We start from the raw sequence: 20,427 nt of genomic DNA, 5'->3' as shown, positions 1-20,427 counted from the left end.
GCCTTAGACAGAATATAAACACTTAATGAAGTGTGGACTCAAAAAGCAAATCAGCTTTCCGAATTATTATTAACGTGGTCCAGAGATGGACACGGTAATAAACAGAATTTGCTTGGTGACAATAGCCTTGTGGAACCACCTGATCCCATCCCGAACTCAGAAGTGAAACGCAAACGCGCCGATGGTAGTGTGGGGTCTCCCCATGTGAGAGTAGGTCATCGCCAAGCGCCTAATTATCTCATTGAGATGCAACGAAGCCAGCTGATAAGCTGGCTTTTTTGCGTCTGCAATTTGTAGAAATTAGTCAGTTTTTCTTTCAGCTTGCATGTTTCTCCGCTATTTTTACTCACCAACTCACCAACTCACCAACTCACCAACTCACCAACTCACCAACTCACCAACTCACTAGCCATTTCAATTACTGAGTTCTTTGTCGGTCCTAGGATTTCCTATTTCGTTCTCGTCCTATTGCTTAATTCTGCGCATAACTAAACGCCTGAGCTCTAGCTCAGGTAGCACTGTTGCTTATCTTTTAAGATAGCCGTTCCACACACCAACCGTATTGCTAGGCACTGCTCTGTGTTGGTATCTAGGGGGCATTTAAGTTGATTTAATTTGCTGAATTGAACCCATTCCTCTTCTTCAAACAATGTCTTCAGAACAATATTCATTTTTATTTTGCCACTTAGTCAGATGGCAGTAGCTTGGATTGTTAAATTTGCATATTTTTTCACTTGGTTTATTCCTATGCTCGTTGTTTTCAATTTAGGAATCATTTTTTAGCCTAAGACATCACTTCAGCTTAAATCCAACATTATGCTTTTTTCATTATGGAATATTGAATTAATCGCTCGATTTATGAGAATTAATAACTTGTCGCCTGTGGATTTACTTGATGTTGGTAAGACCAATTTACACTGGTATGGTTTTTTTGTTATCAATTGGTTATGTTCTTAGCAGGTTGAGTTTAGCTGGCTTTCTTGTTGTGTGATTAGTTAGCTTTAAAATGTGATTTTTTATTCGATTTTTTCTGATTGGTGATTGCTATGTGTCTGTTTACGGAAGAACCATAGTTTGGAGCTGTTCATTTGATGAATTTTGAACTTGTAATGCGATAGCGATGATTTTGGGGCAATCGCGCTGTTGATAGGGATCTAGAGAGTAAGGGGTAGGGGGCTATGGAGGATGTAACGCAATCTTTATTGGATGCCGTTGGCATTATGTTTTTGGGGATGGGCTTAGTTTATTTATTTTTAAGTGTACTAATCCTTGGGATTCATTTGGTTGCGCGTTGGTGTGCAGTCGATGCTGCATCTGCACGTTTTGCTAAAAATCATGCTAAGAGTCAGCAGAGGGTAGCGCAATCTGATGCTAAACCTTTAGATCCAAGCTTGGTCGCTGCGATTTCACTAGCGGTAAAGCAGTATCGTTCAAAGATTAAGTAATGGGGAGCAGTATGACTTTTGTATCTAATTCTACGACAGCAGTGGCTAAGCCATTATTTTTAACTGATGTCGTATTGCGGGACGCACATCAATCCATTTTAGCGACGCGCTTACGCATTGATGACATGTTACCTATAGCGCCGTTACTCGATAAGATTGGTTTCTGGTCGTTGGAATCTTGGGGCGGGGCGACTTTTGATGCCTGTATTCGTTATCTTGGTGAAGATCCCTGGGACAGAATTCGTGAGTTGAAAAAGGCCATGCCAAATACGCCGCAACAAATGCTGCTGCGTGGCCAAAACTTATTAGGCTATCGCCATTATGCCGATGATTTAGTCACGCGTTTTGTTGAGCGCGCCCATACCAATGGCGTCGATGTATTTCGTATTTTCGATGCAATGAATGATGTTCGTAATCTCGAAACTGCGGTGAAAGCGGTGCGCCAAGTTGGTGGCCATGCGCAGGGGACGATCTCATACACCACAAGTCCAGTGCATACCATAGAGACTTGGGTTGATATGGCAAAACGTCTCGAAGATATGGGATGTGATTCTTTGTGTATCAAAGATATGGCGGGCTTACTTAAGCCTATGGAAGCGTTTGAGCTTATCAGTCGACTAAAATCCCAAACGCAACTCGTGTTATCTATGCATTGCCATGCGACGACAGGATTAAGTACCGCCACTTACCAGAAAGCCATTGAAGCGGGTATCGATGTGCTCGATACGGCAATTTCGTCGATGAGCCAAACCTATGGACATACTGCTACTGAAACCGTTATCGCTATGGTGGAAGATACTGAGCGTGCGACTGGTTACGATATGGTATTGCTTGAGGAGATTGCCGCTTATTTCCGTGAAGTACGCAAGAAGTACGCTAAGTTTGAAGGCGCGCTGAAAGGCATTGATTCGCGGATCTTACGTGCACAAGTGCCTGGTGGCATGCTGACCAATATGGAGAGCCAACTTAAGGAACAAAGCGCGGCCGATAAGATGGACTTGGTCTTGGAAGAAATTCCCCGCGTGCGTGCTGACTTAGGTTTTTTGCCCTTAGTGACACCTACATCGCAGATTGTCGGCTCGCAGGCGGTCATTAATGTGTTGATGGGTGAGCGTTATAAGTCACTGACTAAAGAGACTGAAGGCGTGCTTAAGGGTGAATATGGCGCGACGCCTGCGCCAGTCAATGCCGCATTGCAAGCGAGAGTCTTACAAGGAGCCGAAGCCATTACATGTCGCCCTGCTGATTTATTAACGCCAGAGCTGGCTAAATTACGGCTTGAGTTAGCTGATAAAGCACAGGAACAAGGCATTCGCCTATCTTCAGATCATGACGATGATGTACTGACATATGCACTCTTCCCACAAATAGGATTGCAGTTCTTAAAGAATCGTGACGATCCGAGCGCCTTTGAGCCTAAGCCTGAGCTGACTTCGGTACTTGCTGCTTCTAATGCTGCGGATCGTGGTCCTGAAACCTACACGGTAACTGTCGAAGGGCAAGAGTACATAGTTGAAGTCGCCGCAGGCGGTGAGATCTCGCAAATCCAGCCACAGGGACAAAGTGTTCATGCTGGGCAAGCTGTGACTGAGAGTACAACGCCATCAACAAGCCATGGTGAAATCAGGCTTGAAATGAGCGCGCCTTTGTCGGGCAACATCTTCAAAGTGCGTGTTTCTCCAGGCGATAGAGTGTGTGAAGGCGATGTCGTGATCATCCTTGAGGCGATGAAGATGGAAACTGAAATTCGTGCACAGGGCGATGGTATTATCGCTAAGATCTGGGTGAAAGAAGGTGACTCAGTGTCTGTGGGTTCTCAATTACTGGCCTTGGCGTAGGAGTCATTATGGAAGGTTTAATGGCTTTTTGGGCCGAGACAGGTATCGCTCACTTTACTGGCGGGCAAGTGTTGATGATGGCAGTGGGCGCTTTGCTCTTGTATCTCGCCATCGTACGTGGATTTGAGCCTTTGCTATTGTTGCCCATTGGTTTTGGTGCAGTGCTGGCGAACATTCCCCATGCGGGATTTACCGAAGAAGGTGGCATCCTGTATTACGCCTATCATGTGGGGATTGAGACTGGGGTGTTCCCTCTGTTGATCTTTATGGGTGTTGGTGCGCTAACTGACTTTAGCGCCTTGATTGCGAATCCTAAAACCCTGTTATTAGGGGCGGCTGCGCAGTTTGGGATTTTTGCGACACTGATTGGCGCAATAGCGCTGAACTTAGTGCCGGGATTTGAGTTCACCATGAAGGATGCAGCGGCCATTGCGATTATAGGCGGTGCCGATGGACCAACGGCGATTTTCCTTGCCTCAAAACTGGCGCCTGAGTTATTGGGTGCGATTGCGGTCGCGGCCTATTCCTACATGGCACTAGTCCCTATTATTCAACCGCCGATCATGCGTTTACTGACAACTCAAGCCGAGCGCGAAATTAAAATGGAGCAGCTGCGCGAAGTCAGTAAGAAGGAAAAGATCATTTTCCCTTTGATGGTACTGGGATTAACGATTCTCTTCCTACCTGCAGCCACGCCGTTAGTGGGTATGTTTTGTCTTGGTAACTTGATGCGTGAATCGGGCGTGGTGGATAGATTATCGAAAACGGCGCAGAACGAGCTTATCAATATCGTTACGATTTTCTTAGGGTTAGCTGTCGGTTCTAAGTTATCAGCCGACCAATTCCTGCGGCTTGAAACCTTAGGAATTTTGGTATTGGGAGCTTTAGCATTTGGCATTGGTACTGCTGCAGGTGTATTGATGGCAAAACTGATGTGTAAGTTGTCGGGTGGTAAGATTAATCCGTTGATTGGTGCCGCAGGGGTGTCGGCTGTACCTATGGCAGCACGAGTCGTGAACAAAGTTGGATTAGAGGCCAACCAACACAACTTCTTGTTAATGCACGCCATGGGTCCCAATGTGGCGGGAGTGCTAGGTTCTGCTGTGGCTGCGGGGATTTTACTTGCCGTGCTGGGTTGATGACAGAGTGGGTTAACTGATTGGGCTTGACTGAGTGGGGAAATTAAGCGGGTTTATCTTCGAATTTATTCTAGTCGTTAACGCTGTTTTATCACTAAAGCCAACTCAGTATTGAGTTGGCTTTTTGTTAAGTCACTCATTTATAGTATGAATCCTTGGTATTAACCTAAGCCGTTAACCAGAGTAATGCCATAAGGATTAAAATTAGCCCACCACCTATACCGATAATGTAGATAAAACCTCGCCGGCCTTGTTTTAGCGTGAGTTTGTTGGCTTTTAAAAATAATGCCCAAAACAAACATAGGATCAGCGGGATAAGGAAGAGTCTCGTCATTGTCTGTTCTGCTAAAGTGTGAGTTAGAGTAGTTTTAGAGTCTAACAGCTTGATCTTATTTGAGTAACCTATTTTGCAGCTGGTAGAGACTGTCGAAGTCGATTGTGGCTTCTAAAGCCAATAGATCAAAGACCGTTTGCAGGATAATAAAAGAGACCGCCGAAGCGATCTCTTACTGTGGTCAATGGTACTGATTATTTAGCTTAATACTTTTTATACAGTATTGTTATTGCTACGAACTCACTGGTGTAACGTCTTGATTGTCGTTCGAATAGAACTGTGCTTCATCGAGTTCATTTTCGGATTTACCAATCACAACAGCAGTCATCATATCGCCCGTTACGTTAGTTGCTGTGCGGATCATATCGATAATACGGTCAATCGCGGCGATAAAGGCAATGCCTTCAAGTGGCAGACCAATCACACCTAAGGTGACAGTTAACATCACCATCGCACTTCCTGGTACGCCAGCGGTACCAACAGAAGCCACTGTCGCAGTCACGGCGATCATCACATAGTCCAGTGTGTCGAGCGGAATATTGTAAATTTGAGCGATGAAGATAGCGGCTATCGCAGGGTAAATACCCCCACAGCCGTCCATGTTCATGGTCGCACCTAATGGCATCACAAAGGCACTATAACGCTTTGATACGCCCATGGTTTCGACTGCGCGGGTACTCGCAGGTAAAGTACCAAAACTTGAGGAAGTACTAAATGCGACTAACTGTGCAGGCATAGCTTTACGGAAAAATTGCAGTGGGCTTAAACCACCAACAAACTTCACTAACCCGCCATAAACGAAGATGATGTGGATAAAGGCGGCAATGTAGATAGCCCCGATAAACTTACCTAAAGGCAATAAGGTTGATAAACCATATTCACCCACAACCCATGCCATTAAACCAAACACGCCGATAGGGGTGAGTTTTAAGACCATGCGAGTCAGTTGGAACATGACTTCAGCACCTGCTTCAATGGTGCGTTTTAATGGCTCTGCTTTCTCGCCGACTTTATTGATAGCGATACCCACCAAAGCTGCAAACACGATAATTTGCAGTACATTGCCTTCAGCGAGTGAAGCAAAAGGATTGACAGGGATCATGTCGAGCAACACTTGTGTGAAACCGGGAATATTACGCTCGCGCACTTCAGTCGTTGTGAGTTGCATGGTGCCACCCATGTCGATCATTGAACCCACAGCTAAGCCGATCAGAGAGGCGATTGTGCCTGTCAGCATGAACATACCCAAAGTTTTCAAGCTCAGGCGTTTCAGACTGGTTTGCGAGTTGAGCGATGTGATACTCACGACAATGGCACAAAATACCAAAGGCGCGACCAACATCTTAATGGCCCCAATGAACAGATCACCTAATGGTTTTAGCACTGTGGCGCTTTCACCTAAAATAACGCCAACGAGCGCACCTAAGATAAAGCCTGCTAAGACTTTTTGCCAAAACGGAATGCGGCTAATGGTTTGAAGGATCATGCATATTCCAGAAAAATAAATTAAGAGTGAGCCAATAGGCCTGCGATGATAGGATTCGTATTTAACGAGTTGAGCGTGATGTTAACGCGCTCTCAGTCATGCGCATGGTTATTGCCTGCCATAGTTAACCTATTGTATCGACAGAGCTAGGGTTATAACAAACCGTTTTTCTTATAACTTATTGTGATAAGTGAGTTTGTTGTAAAAAGATTAAGTTAAACATTCAATTAACCCATGGCAAACCTCATCACATTGAATACAAAAAGAGAGATTTATCATTGAGTAAGCCATTATGACTGAGTTAGGCATTATGTTCTCCGGCGCTTTTTTAGCGGCGACTTTGTTACCGGGGGGATCTGAAGTCTTACTCGTGGCGCTATTAAACAAAACTCCAGAGGCTTGGGTTGCGCTGGTCGTGGTGGCCAGTATTGGTAATACGTTGGGCGCGATGACCAGTTTCTATTTAGGCCGCTTAGGTCGCCTCGCAAAATCACCAGAAGCGTTAGCGACAGGTAAACACGCAAAGGGGCTCACCTTGATTGAACGCTACGGCGTGTGGGCGTTGTTACTCTCATGGGCACCGGTTGTCGGCGATATTCTCTGTTTATTGGCGGGTTGGTTGAGGCTACCGCTAATACCTTCTTTGGTGATGATTTTAATCGGTAAAACAATTCGTTACTTAATTGTTGCCGCTGCCGTGCTGCAATGGATGGCATGATGGCGCTAGGATGCATTTAATGGTCAAGGGCGGGGAGTGTTTTTCCGTTTAGACTGAATTTACTGTATAGATAGGAACTTAGTGTCAATTTTGCGAGTCATAAATCCCAATGCTTAATCATTTAAGCGCACTATGACTAAACGCAGCACTATGATTATGAAGCTGTATTTTTGGCCCATTGATGTATGAGGGGAATGTTTTGAAGAAATGGATATTAGCGGTCGCAATTTCTGCCGCACTTGCGGGTTGTGCATCTGAAACGACTACGGCGAACTTGCCCGCAGGCGTTAAACTTATCGAAAATGTGCAATTGGCCGATTCGCAAGTAGGGATCCCCTACAAAAAGTACCAATTAGCCAATGGGTTAACAGTTATTTTACATCAAGATGATTCCGATCCCTTAGTGCATGTCGACGTCACTTATCATGTGGGCTCTGCCCGTGAATTAGCTGGGCGTTCGGGATTTGCGCATTTATTTGAACACATGATGTTCCAAGGCTCGCAGCATGTTGCCGATGAACAGCATTTTGAAGTGGTTACCGAAGCCGGTGGTACCCTAAATGGCACGACTAATACCGACAGAACCAATTATTTTGAGACAGTTCCCAACAATCAATTAGAAAAAATGTTGTGGCTTGAGTCGGACCGTATGGGCTTTTTGTTGCCGGCACTCACCAGTGAAAAATTCGAAGTGCAGCGCGAAACCGTCAAAAACGAGCGTGCACAACGTATCGATAATCAGCCCTATGGCCGCATGAGTGAGCGTTTTAGCCAAGCTATGTACCCTGTCGGTCATCCTTATTCTTGGCCTGTAATTGGCTGGCCGGACGATCTTAATCGCGCCACGGTTGACGATGTTAAACACTTTTTCCAACGTTGGTATGGCCCTAACAATGCGACCTTGACCATAGGTGGCGATTTCGATGAAATGCAAACCTTAGCCTGGGTCAATAAATATTTTGGTGAAATCCCCCGCGGCCCTGAAGTCTCGTTAGAGCAAAAGGTGCTGGTTAACTTAGACAAGACGCGTTACATCTCCATGGAAGATCAAGTGCACTTGCCTTTGATCCGTATTGGTTTTCCAACCGTATACGCTAGACATTCAGATGAGGCCGCGCTCGATCTGTTGGCCAATATTTTAGGTGGTGGTAAAACATCCTTATTATATAAAAACTTGGTTAAGGACGGTTATGCCGTGCAGGCTAATGTGAGTCATCCTTGTCAAGAGCTTGCGTGTCAGATGTCGATTTATGCTTTAGCCAATCCTGAAAAGGGCGGCAAATTGGCGGATCTGGAGCAACGTATCCTCGACTCGATTAAGGAGTTTGAGCAACGTGGCGTTACCGATGACGATCTGCAAAAAGTCAAAGTGCAGTTTGAGGCTGATACCATTTATAGCCTGCAGAGTGTTTCTGGCAAAGTGTCGACCTTAGCGATGAACCAAACGCTGTCGGGCAATCCGAACATGATTGCCTCAGATCTGAATCGTTATGCCAATGTGACCAAAGACGATGTGATGCGCGTGTTTAAGCAATACATTAAAGATAAACCTATGGTGGTTATGAGTGTGGTGCCGCAGGGAATGACGTCACTTATTGCCCATGCGGATAACTTCACGCCTGCAACGTTGCCGATTGCACACACTGCGGTAGAGGGGGATTTGCCCAAGCCTGAACTTGTTTCAAGTTTTGATCGGACTAAGATGCCTGCATCTGGCGTTGCACCTATGCTCAAAGTACCTAAAATTTGGACAAAAACCTTAGCCAATGGCATCGAAGTCATGGGCACTCAAAGTACAGAAACACCAACAGTTGAGTTAATTGTTTATCTCAATGGTGGCCACAGACTCATACCCGTCGAAAAAGCAGGCTTAGCAACGCTGACTGCGGAAATGCTTAATGAATCGAGCCAGAAGCGCAGCAGTGAAGGACTATCACAAGCCTTAGAAATGCTAGGTAGTAGTGTCGACTTTAGTGCGTCTGAATATCAAAGTTCGATCAAAGTATCGGCTCTGACAGCACATTTAGATGAGACGCTGGCGATTATGGAAGAAAAGCTGTTTCAGCCAGCATTCAGCGAAGCTGACTTTGCGCGAGTGAAACAACAGCAATTACAACAGATCCAGCATATGCAGTCCGATCCTAGCTATCTGGCTGATACGGCGTTGTCGTCTTTGTTATACGGTAAAGACAATGCGTTAGGTGTGAATGATCTCGGCACGCTCGATTCAGTCGCGGCGCTTACGTTAGCCGATGTAAAAGCGTTTTATGCCCAGCAGTATCAAGGCGGCAACGCTAAAATTGTCACAGTTGCTAATTTATCTGAATCTGCATTGCTGCCTCAATTAGCGGGATTAAACCAGTGGAAAGGAGAAGCAGCTGTGGTACCGCCACTTAAGCCACTCCCTGCATTAAAAGGCGGCACAATTTATGTGATTGATAAACCTGGTGCGGCGCAATCGGTAATCAATATTGCCAAGCGCGCATTACCCTACGATGCCACAGGCGATTATTTTAAATCTTATCTGATGAATTATCCGTTAGGCGGCGCATTCAATAGCCGTATCAACTTAAATTTACGTGAGGATAAAGGTTATACCTATGGTGCTCGCACTCGTTTTACTGGCGGTGCTGAAGTGGGCGATTTTGTCGCATCAAGTAACGTTCGCAGTGACGTGACGGCGAAAGCACTCATTGAGTTTGTAAAAGAAATCAGTGCTTATCAGCAGCAGGGCATGACGGATACTGAACTTGCCTTTATGCGTAATTCAGTCTCTCAAGGGCAAGCTCTTGATTATGAAACACCGTATCAAAAAGCGGGCTTTATGCGGATGATCCAACGTTACCAATTGAGTCAAGATTTTACGACTCAACAGGACAAGATCATTAATACTGTAACAAAAGATGAACTCAATGCCCTCGCGGCTTCCGAGCTAGATATCAATAAAATGGTGATTCTGGTGGTGGGAGATAAAGCGACAATTGAAGCGGATTTAGCGGTATTGGGCTATCCAATTGAAACTTTAGTATTGTAAATTAGTATTTCGCCCTTATATAGGTAGATAGACGGGTGCATTAGTTAACGACTATTTGCCCTATATTTACCGGATTTACATCGAAAGACGGTGACAGCATTAGCTGTCACCGTCTGCTTTTAATCATACAAGGTGTGAATTTGGCTTGCCCCACAGACAGGTTTAGATTTATTTTGAGGCATATTTTGCAAGATAAGCCTCAAAATAAAGGTCTGACTGTTAACCTTGTCGCGATAGCGAATCACCAATTAGAGAAGCGCAAATTGAAGTCATTCAATGAATTAGTACAACATCTCTCGGACGCCAATGGGCGCACCGCACTCTTGGGTATGTTACGTGGCATAGAACGTGAGGCGTTGCGGATTGATGAGTTTGGTTATCTCGCGACAGACTCGCATCCCGAAGCCTTAGGCTCGGCGTTAATGCATTCACGTATTACGACGGATTACAGTGAAGCCTTGCTCGAGTTTATTACGCCAGTAAATCACAATGTTGAGCAACTTCTTACAGGGTTAACTGAGACTCATGCCTTCAGCGTGCGCCACTTAAATGGTCAGCGTTTGTGGCCCGTGAGCATGCCTTGCTATGTGAAAGATGAGCAACAGATCCCCGTTGCCCGCTATGGCTCATCGAATACTGGAATGATGAAAACCTTGTATCGTAAGGGGTTAACCTATCGTTATGGCGCCCTGATGCAGATCATCTCTGGGGTGCACTTTAACTTTTCGGTATCGCAAAAATTATGGCAAAGCCTGTATGAGTTAAGTGATAAAGAGTTAACTTACGATGATTTTATTTCAGAATCCTATTTCGGCTTGATCCGTAACTATCGCCGTTTAGTGTGGGTACTTCCTTATTTATTTGGTGCCTCGCCAGCGTTATGTAGCTCCTTTATTAAAGATCAAAAAACCGACCTCAAGTTTGAAAAAACGGGCCACGGTACTCTGTATCTGCCCTATGCCACTTCGTTGCGTATGAGTGATTTAGGCTATACCAACAAAGAGCAAGAAGATCTAAATATCAGCTATAACTCTTTGCCTGAGTATCTGGCTGGCGTGAATGCCGCCACTAAAATGCCTTCAGCAAACTTTGCTAATATCGGCGTTAAAGTCGATGGTGAGTATCGTCAACTTAATGCCAATGTATTGCAGATTGAAAACGAGTTCTACTCGCCAATCCGTGCTAAACGGGTCACGCGTAGTGGCGAGAAACCGTCTGAAGCTCTGGCCCGTGCTGGGGTGGAATACATTGAAGTGAGAGCGTTGGATGTTAATCCATTTAGCCCAGTTGGCATTGAGGCGACACAAGTGCGTTTCCTTGATTTATTCCTACTCTATTGTTTATTAACGCAGTCGCCTAAGTCAGAGGCGAGCGAAGAGGCGAGATTAAGCGCGAATCTTAAAGCTGTGGTGCTTGAAGGCCGTAAACCTGGGCTTGAGTTATTAACCGCAGACGGTTCACGTTCGCTTAAATCTTGGTTAGAAGAGTTGTTTGATGCCTTGCAACCTTTGGCAGTATTGCTTGATGGTGAGGGGACGGATTATCAAGTGGCTTTGGCCCATTGGCGTAAAGCGGCTGAAGATCCGAATTTAACCCTGTCGGGACAAGTACTGCAAAACGTGATCAACAAGGGCCAAGATCATGGTCAGTGGGTGATGACGTTAGCGCAGCAATACTATCAATACTTTATCGATTATCCCTTGTCGAGCGAGACCATAGCGCAGTATCAAGCTGAAGCATCCAGTTCGCTTAACAAGCAAGCTGAACTAGAGGCGGCGCAGAGTGCAGTTTCATTCGATGATTATCTGGAAGATTACTTTGGAGTGAAGCCGTGAAAGAGGGGTTATTCTCTTTCATTGGCCTACGTGCCCGCGCAGCTTTGATTGTGTTCAGTGCTTTGTTATCTGGCTGCGCCGCGTCACCTGAAGACCCACTGGGCTGTGGTACTGTGTCGGGTTATTTGCAGCCCGATGCCAGTACTCACTGGTATCGAGTTGTGGTGACCCATTTAAACGGGCAGGCAGTCGTTTCTAAGCCTAATTATCAGTTAGCGCCTGGCGAATATGAATTTACCGTTGCGGAGCTGATTGATGATCCAAGTTTGTCAGTCACGCTTGCCGCGCGGACACCCAAAGTATTCAAGCTCAATGTTGAAAGTCATCAGCGTTATCATATCGGTGCGTTATTTCACACCGATAAGCGCTATATGGGTAAAGACACTGCGTATTGGGAACCCGGCGTGTGGCAGCAAGAAGATCATGAGTGTCAGTTTGAGCTGAGTCCCGAAACGAAATAGCCAAATTGTTAAGTTCAAGTGGTAAGCCAGCAACATACGATTAAGTCATATTGATTTAGCCCCTAGCGTTGAGATCTTCTAAGCGCAAAAAGGCTTTTTATGCTTGCCTCAGCCTGAGTCTATGACATCATGGCGCGAGCTAACTCTCCAAAGAACATGATATTAATGAATAAATCCTCCGCTATCTTACTCTGCGCAAGTCTCGGCATCTTGTCAGGTTGCGCGACATCTCCGCCTAAGTCTCCCGAAAATTTGTGTGAGATATTTCAAGAACACCGAGATTGGTACGATGCAGCTAAAGATGTCCGTGATAAATGGGGTGTGCCAGTGCATGTGCCGTTAGCTATGATGTATCAAGAGAGCTCATTCAAGCACAATGCCGCGCCACCGATGGAATACTTTTTAGGTTTTATCCCTATTGGCCGTGCCAGTGATGCCTATGGGTATGCGCAGGCTAAGACCATGACGTGGGATGATTATGTGCGTGAGACGGGAAACAGTTGGTCGAGCCGCAGTGATTTCGATGATGCCTTGGATTTTATGGGCTGGTTTATCAGCAAAACCCATAAGATAAATGGCGTATCTAAATGGGATGCGCGGGCGCAGTATCTTAATTATCACGAGGGCTGGGGCGGTTATCGCCGTGGTAGTTATAAATCTAAGGCGTGGTTAGTGAAAGTGGCGAACAAGGTGGATGCGAGGTCGAAACGCTACGCGGCTCAATATAAAACCTGCCAAGAAGATTTAGATTCATCTTGGCTGTGGCGTTTATTTTTTGGTTAAGATTACGTTTTTATATCATTGTCAGCCACTTAAGTGAGAGTGGCTGACTGTCGGTGTTCAATTTAGATATTTAATCGAGATAGCTAATTGAGATAGCTAATTGAGATAGTAAACTCAAATATTCAACTCCGACGCTTACTGATTGTTGATATTAGCCTTTTGACATCGGCTGCAGCAACTGACTTCAATTGATTTATTGCGCTTTCACTGCGAAGGTTTCTAATGCCTGAATGGCTTTTTTCTTCGCACGCTTTTGCTCATACATAGCATGATCTGCAGTCTTAAAGGATTGATACCAATCGGCTTCGAAGGGTGCAATACCAAAACTAAAACCTAGGCTAAGCTCTGAACCTTGATTCAAGGTTTTGCGCATATCATCTAAGTCTTGTTCAATTTGAGCTAACGGCCCATGGCATAAAGCGACAAATTCATCGCCACCAAAACGGGAAATAATGCCTTTATTTTGCCAATAGGTGAGCATTGCGGTGGCTGTTCGCTTGATGGCAACATCACCCATCTGGTGCCCATAGGCATCATTAATGGACTTGAGATTGTCCATATCGATAATAATTAAAAAACTGCCTAAGTGAGGTTTGTGCTGCCAGTGGTGCAGTTCATCTTCAAAATTCTTTCGATTATAAAGTCCTGTTAATGGATCAAAATTGGCGAGTTTAGTGATCTGCAGTGACTTCTGATAGAGCGCAATGGCATTGCTAGCTTCGTGAGTTAGGATAGAGACAAGATTGCGGTCGTAATCGCTAAAGGCGCCAATGCTACTGCTATCGAGATTGAGCATGGCATACAGTTTGCCATCAATACGAATAGGGCTAGACAGGGTTGAGCGTATCGGCTGCTTCGACACTGAGAGTAACACTTTTTGATCATCTTCCGTTAAGGTGCTAGCCGCATTGATATTCTTCATATCATTGATGACCACCACTTGATCGCATCTCCCTTCAGTGAGTCGATATTCAAAAGTTTGCTCTAAGGTAAAATCCAGTTGTCTGAGCTTTGCTAAATCGAGCCCCACGACAGATTCAAAATACAGTTTATTATTCACCTCGTTGATTTTAATGATGCTGCCCATTTCGGCACCATTAATCACGTACACGGCTTTATTGAGTAAGGCGTCCAGAAAGGCATGCTCATTTTTATAATGGCTCGAGAGATGGGCGAGTTCATAGATGGCATCGTTGATGGTGACGACTTGCTCTAAATGCTGCCATAGTCGAGTTAAACGGCCCTGATGCAAATAGTAAATTAGGCTGTAGGCAAAAATATAAATGATGCAAACAAACAGTAAGGGCAGGATAGTCCAATTTTCTGTGGGTGCATTAAAGATAAACAGCAGGATGAATAGACATATCGGCACTATAAGCAGTAGCAGATGATAGCGATAATCTAAGCGATCTATGGTCTTACGTTTGAAATTATCCCTTAATTTCACTCGACTATTCCTTTATCTGTGTCATTGCTAGTAATCATTGAATGCTATACATCACTAACGTATTCACACTGAGTTCAGTTAAGTATATAACGAAAATTGAAATATAAACTGATATGAAACTGTGAACAATTTCATATCAGTGATTTTGGTACTAAATACTGAATTAACGCGAATTTTCTGCGTATTCTGCCAATATCCAAGCTAATGGTGCTTGGTATTGGATTGGCATCCAAGTTTGCAGTGCGGCTATGCTCTGGTTGAGCACAGTTTGATTTGGCACTGATAGGTTTAAATGTCCGACTTTACGACCCGGGCGCACTTCTTTGTTGTACCAGTACAACTCAGCATTGGGCAAACTTAACCAGCGAGGGTCATTATCGATACCGATAAGGTTGACCATAACACACTGAAAATTCACTTGTGGCTGTGGGATCGCAATTCCGCAAAGTGCTCTAAGATGCAGCTGGAATTGATCCATATGGGTACCGGCTTGAGTCCAATGGCCAGAGTTGTGCACTCGCGGCGCCAGCTCATTCACCAGTAGCTCATCGCCAACACGGAAGCATTCCATCGCCATTACGCCAACGTATTCAAGTTCGTGCATAATAGCGCTGAGCATAGTTTCGGCTTGGGCTTGCAAAGGGCTTAAGCGTGCCAGTGGCGAAATCGACGCCATTAAAATGCCGTCCTGATGTAAGTTCAGCGTCAGCGGATAAAACACGCATTCGCCTTCGCGAGTACGCACGCCAACCAATGATACTTCTTCATCAAAATTAATCGCTTGCTCAGCAATCGCAAGGTTACGCCAATCGTTTGGAATATCACCCGCTTCGGCTTCTTTTAGCCAATGTTGACCTTTACCGTCATAACCCCCAGTACGGCGTTTCATCAAGACTCTAGGACCATAGTGCTGATACAGGGTATCGACTTGGGTGTTATCGTCGACTAAGGTCCAAGGCGCCGTGGGAACACTGAGCTGGTCGAGTAGACTTTTTTGGCTAAAACGGTCGGCTAAACGGCTAAATACCGGACCATTAACAAAATGGGGGTGTGAGCTGAGTTGTAAACTCAGGGCGGACTCTGGCCACTGTTCGCGCTCGGCGGTAATAATGTCGTGGGGCGCGAGTGGCAGAATGTCATCCGTAGGTGTCATGATATCGACGGCGTTAACTTCAATCGCTAATGGCTCACCAGCGTGGGTCAACATGGCGCCCAGCTGACCATTACCTAATACCCAAACCTTAGGTTTAGTGTTTGTCTGGGTCATTAGACTTCCCTCGGGTCTGGATTGTCCAGTACCGCACGGGTCTGTTCTTCTCTGAAAGCGTCAACACGAGCCGCTAATTCTGCATCGTTATTCGCAAGGATTTGGCAGGCCAATAATCCTGCATTGAATGCGCCCGCTGTGCCTATGGCTAAGGTGCCGACGGCGATGCCTTTTGGCATTTGAACGATAGACAATAAGCTATCCATACCTGACAGGGCTTTACTTTGGACTGGTACACCTAATACGGGTAAGCGAGTTTTAGAGGCAATCATACCGGGTAAGTGCGCTGCACCACCGGCGCCACCAATGATGATTTTAAAACCACGTTCGGCGGCAGAGGCTGCAAACTCCATGAGTTTATCTGGCGTTCTATGGGCGGAAACCACTTCAACATGATAAGGCACTTGCAGTTTATCCATTATCTCAGCGGCGGCTTCCATTGTGGGCCAATCACTTTTAGAACCCATAACAACAGCAACAAGGGCTTGCATGATAACTCCTTAACTCACTAATTTTAATTATATTTTGACCTTGTTTCAGGTCTAGGTACAGTTGATGCTTGTCTAGCCGTCATCGGTAGCTAGCATCATGGCGCTGAATAATACCATGATCCTAGCGATTTCTGCCCGTTTTTGCGTGTGAAAAAACGTCTTTCGCGGCGATGAATAGGTGAGGTGATGGAGCAATAAAAAAGACCAACCCTGAGGTTGGCCTTTGAGATAAGTCAGCAACATTAAGCCCTGAGATCGTGCTACTGGTTTACTGTGTCTGCTTATCCGCAGTGATTTCAGTTTGCTGAGTGATAACTGGCGCTTCTGTCATTGCCTCACGTAGGGTCGAGTAAAACTTCAATACACCTTCAATTGGCTGGATCTTCGCTCTCGCCAGTGTTCGGATGGGCTGGAACTGCAGATCGGCGATAATGAGCTTAGTCTTATTCGCTTTGCATTTTTCAATCAGCTTCGTCAGTGCGGCTAATCCTCCCGCATCCAGAATAGATACTCCATCGAGATAAAGCACTATCACTTGTTTATCTTCAGTGAGACTCGCGATTTCGGAGAAAATGCGGTCAGCAGCAGCGAAAAATAGCGGCCCGTTAATTTTGAGGACAGCCCAATCGGCAGGTAGCTCTTGATCCACATAACGCTTGTTGGTGCTGATATCGTAAAGCTTTGTCATCTCAGCAATTTCTTTCATAAACAGCAAGGCAGCAAGGATAATTCCTACACTGATGGCGATCACCATGTCGAAAATAACCGTTAATGAAAAACAACTGACAAAAACCATGATATCGCTGGTGGGCGCAGTTTTAATTAAATGTAGTGCCTTGTGGGCTTCACTCATGTTCCAAGCTACAACAAGTAGCAGGGCAGCCATTGCTGACATGGGCAAATAAGCTAATACGCCCGCTAAGGCGACTAAACCAATTAAGACTACTATGGCGTGGATCATCGCCGCTATCGGGCTCTGAGCGCCCGCTTTGACGTTTGCCGCGCTACGGGCAATTGCTGCAGTGGCCGGAATACCGCCAAAAAACGGCGTGATGATATTACCTATACCTTGGCCTAGTAATTCACTGTTGGCACTGTGACGTTTACCTGTCATACCATCGAGCACCACTGCACACAGTAGCGATTCAATTGCACCTAACATGGCAATGGCAAAGGCGGCAGGTAATAAGGCTTGAAAGGTCGCGAGATTAAACTGAAAGGCTTGGCCATTCGCGCCAGCTTGCAGCCAAGGCCATTCGAAACTGGGTAATACGGCAGGAATTCCCATGCCTGTGGTGCCATCACTCAGTTGATAGTGAAAACGGGTTCCTATGGTTTCTATATCTGCACCCATAGCATTGAGAACCAAGGCGAACATAGTGCCGAGTATAATAGCTGGAAGGTGCGCTGGCACGGGTGTTTTGAGTTTTGGCCAAAGTAGCATAGTCGCTAAGGTCGCGGATGCTACCAGTAGGCTAGGTAAATGCACCGAGGGTAGCGCTTGAGCTAATGTCATCAACTTAGCCAGATATTGCTCTGGCATCTGGGCTATCTCGAGTCCGAAAAAATCTTTGAGCTGCAAGGTCGCGATGACGACACCTATCCCCGCGGTAAAGCCTAAGGTGACGGATTCAGGGATATACAAAATTAATCGGCCAAGTCGCAGCATTGCCATGCCGACGAGTATCATTCCGGACATCACAGTTGCGATTAATAATCCTGCTAAACCAAATTGTTGGGCTATTGGATAGAGCAATACCACGAATGCCGCTGTCGGGCCTGACACGCTATAACGTGAGCCGCCAGATATGGCGATAATAAAACCGCCGACAATCGCAGTGTATAAACCGTATTGAGGTGCAACTCCACTGGCAATGGCTAATGCCATTGCTAACGGTATGGCAATAATGCCGACAGTGAGACCTGCAAGAAGATCTTGCCCAAAACGTTTAAACGAATACTTATCCTTCACGCAAGCTTCTGTGAGTGCGTGGGCGATTCTTAGGGAAAACAAATGAGCTGAGTGTGACACGAGTGGGTCCCATAGCGAGGCGAGTAACAAGCTTCTATTTTAGTGACCTGATACAAGACGCAGTGTGAGCTTGATTGCAAAAACGATTGAAAATACTTTGTTTTGTATAAATAGTGTGCTTGGAGGCTGTTTGATTCTCATTTAAGAGTGGTTTGTAAAATATTTTGATACTTTAACCCTTTTAGTCATTTGCGCCGTTTACAGCCTTAGGTCAACATCAAAGGCATTCAACATGAAAACAATATACTCCCAGAAAACCATTACACATTCCTTATTACCTTGGGGAAACGCCAGCATATCGGCGAGCAATAGCGCAGCTTTATTCTTAGTCATGCTGAGTTTAACGGCCTGTGGCGGTAAAGGCTCTGAGGCTCAACAACGACAAGTGGAGCTGCAAGCCGAACAGAGTCATAAAGAAGTGTCACTGCGCCGTGCTGAAATGCGTGATGCTACTCAGATTGAGATGGCCAGAGTCGCGGCGCCGATGCAAATGTCTACCCATGGTGCAGTGATGGGAATGAACATAGCCCCAATGCCGTCAGACTATGCCGCGATTCCGTTAGCACAAAATAAATTCGAGCCGCTGGTGCAAAATGGCATCATGGTGGCCGGAGAAATCCCAGTATCGACGTTTTCCATCGATGTTGATACTGGCAGTTATGCCACCTTAAGGCGGATGCTGAGGGAAGGGCGCTTGCCCGAGAAAGGTACAGTCAGAGTCGAGGAAATGCTTAATTATTTTGCCTACGATTATCCCTTACCTGCTAAAAATGCCGCGCCGTTTAGCGTTACGACAGAGTTTGCGCCATCCCCTTATAACGATGACATGATGCTGTTACGGATTGGTCTTAAAGGGTATGACTTACCTAAATCTCAGTTAGGCGCCAGTAACTTAGTCTTTTTGCTCGATGTGTCAGGTTCTATGGCATCTGCTGATAAATTGCCTTTACTGCAAACAGCACTCAAGTTGCTGACGGCGCAATTAAGTGCGCAGGATAAAGTTTCTATTGTGGTTTATGCTGGGGCTGCTGGTGTGGTGCTCGATGGCGCGTCGGGTAATGACACTCAAACTTTAACCTATGCGTTAGAGCAATTGAGCGCTGGTGGTTCAACCAATGGTGGGCAAGGAATCACACAAGCCTATCAATTGGCGAAAAAGCATTTTATCCCCCATGGTATTAATCGAGTCATCCTCGCGACTGATGGTGATTTCAACGTTGGTATGACAGATTTTGATGATTTGATTACCTTGATTGAGAAGGAAAAAGATCATGGTATTGGCCTGACAACCTTAGGGTTCGGTTTGGGGAATTACAACGATCAACTCATGGAGCAATTAGCGGATAAGGGCAATGGTAACTATGCCTATATCGATACCCTGAATGAAGCTCGAAAAGTGCTGGTGGACGAGTTAAGTTCAAGTTTGTTCACTATTGCTAAAGACGTCAAAGTGCAAGTGGAGTTTAATCCGGCCTTAGTGTCTGAGTATCGTCTAATTGGTTATGAGAATCGTGCTTTAGCACGTGAGGATTTCAACAACGATAAGGTGGATGCGGGCGAAATTGGCGCGGGTCATACAGTGACTGCCTTATATGAATTAAGATATGTTGAAGCAGGACAGATGGCGAATGATAAACTCAGATATGGCGTTGATGTTCAAACGGGGCAAGAAAAATACAGCCGTGAAGAAATCGCTTTCCTTAAACTGAGATACAAGTTGCCAGAACAAACACAGAGTCAGTTACTGAGTTATCCCATCAGGTTAGACCAAAATGTTAAGCTGTTAGAACAAGCGAGTGATGATTTTAGATTTGCAGCAGCGGTTGCAGGATTAGGGCAATTACTGAATGGCAGCCATTATCTACATCAATTTGATTATACTAAGTTAAGCCAGTTAGCACGTTCGGCATTAGGGGACGATCCCTTTGGATATCGCCATGAGTTTGTGCAATTAATGGAAACCGCCGCGGCCATAGAGCAATCTAATCATGTGCCGATTAAGAAGGTATTCGATGGTACGGATAAACCTTTTCCTCCCCAAGATAAGCTTCATGGCGAGCCAGTGAGAGACAAGAGCAATACGCGCAATGAGAGATTACAATAGTAAAAGTAAATTC

At 45.5% G+C, this 20,427-nt stretch carries 15 protein-coding genes and 1 rRNA gene; 10 read left to right on the top strand and 6 right to left on the bottom strand.

Annotated elements, in window-relative coordinates:
• Nucleotides 1-111 precede the first annotated feature (111 nt).
• The 4 genes from rrf to L5M10_RS13970 all read left to right on the top strand — a co-directional run bounded on the left by rrf (nucleotide 112) and on the right by L5M10_RS13970 (nucleotide 4,422).
• Nucleotides 112-227: ribosomal RNA gene (rrf, locus tag L5M10_RS13985) — 5S ribosomal RNA — on the top strand.
• Between the two features lie 951 nt (nucleotides 228-1,178).
• Nucleotides 1,179-1,445, top strand: a complete 267-nt coding sequence (locus tag L5M10_RS13980) for an OadG family transporter subunit (RefSeq protein ID WP_198573901.1) — start codon at nucleotides 1,179-1,181, stop codon at nucleotides 1,443-1,445.
• A gap of 11 nt (nucleotides 1,446-1,456) precedes the next feature.
• A complete protein-coding gene (gene oadA / locus L5M10_RS13975) occupies nucleotides 1,457-3,283 on the top strand; it encodes a sodium-extruding oxaloacetate decarboxylase subunit alpha (protein WP_263255440.1) in 1,827 nt (608 codons plus the stop codon).
• Between the two features lie 8 nt (nucleotides 3,284-3,291).
• On the top strand, nucleotides 3,292-4,422 hold the full coding sequence (locus tag L5M10_RS13970) for a sodium ion-translocating decarboxylase subunit beta (protein WP_219234034.1): 1,131 nt from the start codon (nucleotides 3,292-3,294) through the stop codon (nucleotides 4,420-4,422).
• A 166-nt stretch (nucleotides 4,423-4,588) separates the two neighbouring features.
• Here the strand turns inward: L5M10_RS13970 and L5M10_RS13965 are convergent, their stop codons facing one another.
• Nucleotides 4,589-4,756, bottom strand: a complete 168-nt coding sequence (locus L5M10_RS13965) for a hypothetical protein (protein ID WP_168823570.1) — start codon at nucleotides 4,754-4,756, stop codon at nucleotides 4,589-4,591.
• A 232-nt stretch (nucleotides 4,757-4,988) separates the two neighbouring features.
• Nucleotides 4,989-6,242, bottom strand: a complete 1,254-nt coding sequence (locus L5M10_RS13960; RefSeq protein WP_263255439.1) for a dicarboxylate/amino acid:cation symporter — start codon at nucleotides 6,240-6,242, stop codon at nucleotides 4,989-4,991.
• Nucleotides 6,243-6,534: 292 nt separating this feature from the next.
• Between L5M10_RS13960 and L5M10_RS13955 the strand changes: the two genes are divergently transcribed.
• From L5M10_RS13955 to L5M10_RS13935, 5 genes are all read left to right on the top strand, one after another.
• The gene (locus L5M10_RS13955) at nucleotides 6,535-6,960 is read left to right on the top strand and encodes a YqaA family protein (protein ID WP_168823565.1); all 426 of its coding nucleotides are present in this window, start codon (nucleotides 6,535-6,537) and stop codon (nucleotides 6,958-6,960) included.
• A gap of 181 nt (nucleotides 6,961-7,141) precedes the next feature.
• Nucleotides 7,142-9,994, top strand: coding sequence for a M16 family metallopeptidase (locus L5M10_RS13950; RefSeq protein WP_263255438.1), 2,853 nt, complete (start codon nucleotides 7,142-7,144; stop codon nucleotides 9,992-9,994).
• A gap of 185 nt (nucleotides 9,995-10,179) precedes the next feature.
• Entirely contained in the window at nucleotides 10,180-11,829 is a 1,650-nt protein-coding gene (gshA, locus tag L5M10_RS13945) for a glutamate--cysteine ligase (RefSeq protein ID WP_263255437.1), read from the top strand.
• Nucleotides 11,826-12,290, top strand: a complete 465-nt coding sequence (locus L5M10_RS13940) for a hypothetical protein (RefSeq protein WP_263255436.1) — start codon at nucleotides 11,826-11,828, stop codon at nucleotides 12,288-12,290. Before gshA ends, L5M10_RS13940 begins: the two co-directional genes overlap by 4 nt.
• A 165-nt stretch (nucleotides 12,291-12,455) precedes the next feature.
• A complete protein-coding gene (locus L5M10_RS13935; RefSeq protein ID WP_081729062.1) occupies nucleotides 12,456-13,073 on the top strand; it encodes a hypothetical protein in 618 nt (205 codons plus the stop codon).
• Between the two features lie 193 nt (nucleotides 13,074-13,266).
• On the opposite strand, the gene L5M10_RS13930 is transcribed toward L5M10_RS13935, so the two are convergent.
• The 4 genes from L5M10_RS13930 to dauA all read right to left on the bottom strand — a co-directional run bounded on the left by L5M10_RS13930 (nucleotide 13,267) and on the right by dauA (nucleotide 18,310).
• Nucleotides 13,267-14,520 carry a sensor domain-containing diguanylate cyclase gene (locus tag L5M10_RS13930; RefSeq protein WP_105249953.1) on the bottom strand — a complete coding sequence of 418 codons (1,254 nt, stop codon included), beginning with the start codon at nucleotides 14,518-14,520 and terminating at the stop codon, nucleotides 13,267-13,269.
• Nucleotides 14,521-14,683: 163 nt separating this feature from the next.
• Nucleotides 14,684-15,787 (bottom strand): 5-(carboxyamino)imidazole ribonucleotide synthase, encoded by a 1,104-nt coding sequence (purK, locus tag L5M10_RS13925; RefSeq protein ID WP_113941630.1) that lies wholly within the window; start codon nucleotides 15,785-15,787, stop codon nucleotides 14,684-14,686.
• Nucleotides 15,787-16,278: a 5-(carboxyamino)imidazole ribonucleotide mutase gene (purE, locus tag L5M10_RS13920; protein WP_028760937.1), complete on the bottom strand. Its 492-nt coding sequence runs from the start codon at nucleotides 16,276-16,278 to the stop codon at nucleotides 15,787-15,789. The genes purK and purE overlap by 1 nt, the downstream gene beginning before the upstream one ends.
• Nucleotides 16,279-16,546: 268 nt before the next feature.
• On the bottom strand, nucleotides 16,547-18,310 hold the full coding sequence (dauA, locus tag L5M10_RS13915; RefSeq protein ID WP_173496303.1) for a C4-dicarboxylic acid transporter DauA: 1,764 nt from the start codon (nucleotides 18,308-18,310) through the stop codon (nucleotides 16,547-16,549).
• A gap of 232 nt (nucleotides 18,311-18,542) precedes the next feature.
• Between dauA and L5M10_RS13910 the strand changes: the two genes are divergently transcribed.
• Nucleotides 18,543-20,414, top strand: a complete 1,872-nt coding sequence (locus tag L5M10_RS13910; RefSeq protein ID WP_263160905.1) for a vWA domain-containing protein — start codon at nucleotides 18,543-18,545, stop codon at nucleotides 20,412-20,414.
• Nucleotides 20,415-20,427: the final 13 nt, after the last annotated feature.

It is taken from the genome of Shewanella sp. SM32 (assembly GCF_025654235.1).
Classification (GTDB): domain Bacteria; phylum Pseudomonadota; class Gammaproteobacteria; order Enterobacterales; family Shewanellaceae; genus Shewanella; species Shewanella oncorhynchi.
The sequence above is the reverse complement of the archived record's forward strand: the minus strand, read 5'-3'. Positions and strand labels throughout refer to the sequence as shown.